The 2762-nt window shown below is 58.7% G+C and carries 3 protein-coding genes; 1 reads left to right on the top strand and 2 read right to left on the bottom strand.

Features of this window, described 5'->3' with window-relative positions; translation table 11 throughout:
• Nucleotides 1–191 (bottom strand): hypothetical protein (locus tag EOA22_RS38260; protein WP_206521358.1); only part of this gene is annotated, 191 nt, incomplete at its 3' end.
• A gap of 88 nt (nt 192–279) precedes the next feature.
• Nucleotides 280–1947, bottom strand: a complete 1668-nt coding sequence (locus EOA22_RS29855; protein ID WP_013532602.1) for a sulfotransferase — start codon at nt 1945–1947, stop codon at nt 280–282.
• Between the two features lie 117 nt (nt 1948–2064).
• Between EOA22_RS29855 and EOA22_RS29850 the strand changes: the two genes are divergently transcribed.
• The coding region (locus tag EOA22_RS29850) for an aminotransferase class I/II-fold pyridoxal phosphate-dependent enzyme (protein WP_127390441.1) at nt 2065–2762 on the top strand (698 nt) is incomplete at its 3' end.

Below are 2762 nucleotides of genomic sequence, written 5' to 3'. Positions count from 1 at the left end.
AGACCGAGCCCCTGCACTTCTTGAAGGTTTGCGAGCGACAATAGCCAGCCGACGAAGCCGAGCCCCGGCAGCTCCGGCAGTCCGGCAGTGCGTGAGTTTTCGCGCCAAGCACTTCGAGCGTGTCGACCAGCAGAATCAATTGACCAACCGAGCGATTGTGTTGGGATCATCGGGTGCGGAATCACGCGCATCCGTAAGCTTCTTCAGCTCTATTTCTCAGCAGTGCCAACCAAATCGAGGAGACGTGCGCGCATGAGCGGAACGCAGGACTGGTCTGAGTTACGTGTCCGCCAAGTCGCCCAAAGCATCGATGAGTGGCTGGATCTCGCCTTCATAATTCTTCCAGCGCTTGACCGACGATTTGTAGATCGGTTGGCGAACCTGCCAGCGACTGGGTGTGTTGACCGAACCATCCCTGTCGAAAAAGCGCAGGCAGGCGTCATCCCAGGGCAGCCCAAGGTAATCGATGAGGCGGCGTGACTGCGCTTCCTGATCGTCGACCAGCGTCTCGTACTGATTTTCGAAGATCAGGTTCGGGAAAACCTCGTTCCAATGCTGCATCAGGCGGTCATATTCTCGATAGTACAGGCCGAGTGTCTTCAGGTCGGTGTTGTAGCTGTGCCCCTCGCCGAATTTCTGGACAAAACAAGAGACGCAATTGTCGATGGCGTCACGACGGCAATGAATGATTCGCGCGTTGGGAAAGAGAACGGCGATAAGACCGATCAGCTCAAAATTATGAGGCATCTTATCCACGATCCGAAGCGCGGCAGGCGCTCGCTCCCTCAGATAGGTCAGGTGCTCTTCGGCCAGTGTTCCGGACAGGTGTTCTGTGATCGACGCCATCGCATGGTTTAGCCTCCCGGCCGATGACTTTCTGAGGTCGATCGCATTCGCGACTCTTCTGAGTTTGCTTAGTTCCCCTGCGCCATGGACATCGGGATGACTTGCGCAAATTTGTTCCGTGAGTGTCGTTCCCGAGCGCGGCATGCCGACCACGAACACAGGAACTTCCGAAGGATTTCCGTAACCCGACCTGGCAGCCAGCATCTCAGGCGTGAAGGTCTCAATCAGTGAATCTACCCACCGACGGTATTGGTCGATATCGAAGTAGCGGCCCGAGGCCTGTTTGGCCTTGTTGAAATGGCCGAATGCATCCTTATAGCGCTTGAGGTCGTTCAGCACCTTGCCGGCCGCCAGATGGAGCTTCTCTACGCCGTCCAGATCAAGCTTGGGATTGCCGAGTTCACCAACGATGGATTGTAGTTCCTTTGGCTCTTCGGTGAACTTTTGCGTCTGTACAAGGTCGTTGTAGGCAGTCGGCATTGCGATGCGACGTTCGATTGCTTCTTTAAGAAAGGCGGCGGCCTCGTCCATGCGCCCCAGGCTGCTGAGCGCGCTGGCCAGTCCTATCCGCACTTTGGGATGATCGCGGTTGATCTTCAGCGCCTTCTCATAGAGCGGCAAAGCCATGTCGGGTTTATCAAACTGGATATAAGCGTCCCCCAATGCACAAAGCGCTTCGATGAGACCTGGCTGCAACTCCAAGGCATACTGCATATGCTCGATTGCCGGTGAATATTCACTGACCTTCACATAGGCCGAAGCCAAACCAAGGTGGTAGTAGGGGTTTTTTGGTTCCTCGCCGATCGCTCGTGCGAAATATCGCAAGGCCGCCTCATCGTCGTAGCCCAGGCACACGGTCCCCAAAATATACAGGGCGAGCGGATGGTTAGGCGTGCGCGCCAGCACCCGAAGGCATAGGTCCTGAGCCTCGTTAAGCCGCTTGGCCTGCTGAAACTGATACGCCTGCTCCAGCAACGCATCGTCTGCCTGCGCAGGCGAAAGCGAATTTGCGTTGCGCAGATTTGGCTGCGGGAATTTGGGTTTCGGCCCGGTTTGGACCTTGAGGTGCTTTGACCAGGCAGGCGGCAGACGGTTGTTCATCACGTCTCGCTAGCAAAAGCGGCCGAAAGAATCCAGCGTTACGGATCTGCCCAGCGGCAACTTGCACCGACCCATCCGGCGCGCTAGCAAGAAGGCCCTTTCAAGCGAGCTTCCACCATGCATCAGCGCCCTCCCCTCATGCCGCTCATCGCAGCGCTTCCCTCGACGGTGCCGTTTGTCGGCCCCGAAGCGCAGGAGCGCGAGCGTGGCCGCGCTTTTCGCGCCCGCATCGGCGCCAATGAGAGCAGCTTTGGTCCCTCGCCGCGCGTCATCGCCCGCATGGCCGAGATCGCCGGCGACATGTGGATGTATTGCGATCCCGACAATCACGATCTGAAGGTGGCGGTAGCCGCGCATCACGGCGTAAAAGCAGAGAACGTCGTTGTCGGCGAAGGCATAGATGGCCTGCTCGCCCTGGTGGCACGCATGTATGTGGCGCCCGGCGATGCTGTGGTCACCTCGCTCGGCGCTTATCCGACCTTCAACTTCCACATCGCCGGTGTCGGCGGACGACTGGTGACGGTCCCTTACGAGAACGACCGGGAAAGCCTGGATGGCCTGCTGGCGGCGGTGCACAGGGACAAGGCCCCGCTGGTCTATCTCTCCAACCCCGACAATCCGATGGGCAGTTGGTGGGAGGCGAGCGAGATCATCCGCTTCATCGAGGCGCTGCCGGAAACCACCATGCTGGTGCTCGACGAGGCCTATGGCGAACTCGGGCCGGCCTCGGCGCTGCCGCCGATCGATATCTCCAGGCCAAACGTCATCCGCATGCGCACCTTCTCGAAGGCGTACGGGCTGGCGGGCATACGCTG

The sequence above is a fragment of the Mesorhizobium sp. M7A.F.Ca.US.014.04.1.1 genome (genome assembly GCF_003998745.1).
Lineage (GTDB): Bacteria > Pseudomonadota > Alphaproteobacteria > Rhizobiales > Rhizobiaceae > Mesorhizobium > Mesorhizobium ciceri.
The sequence above is the reverse complement of the archived record's forward strand: the minus strand, read 5'-3'. Positions and strand labels throughout refer to the sequence as shown.

Bases quoted from the DNA above. Each gene is read 5' to 3' on its own strand.
- EOA22_RS29855 (WP_013532602.1), bottom strand. From the start codon at position 1,947: ATGAACAACCGTCTGCCGCCTGCCTGGTCAAAGCACCTCAAGGTCCAA.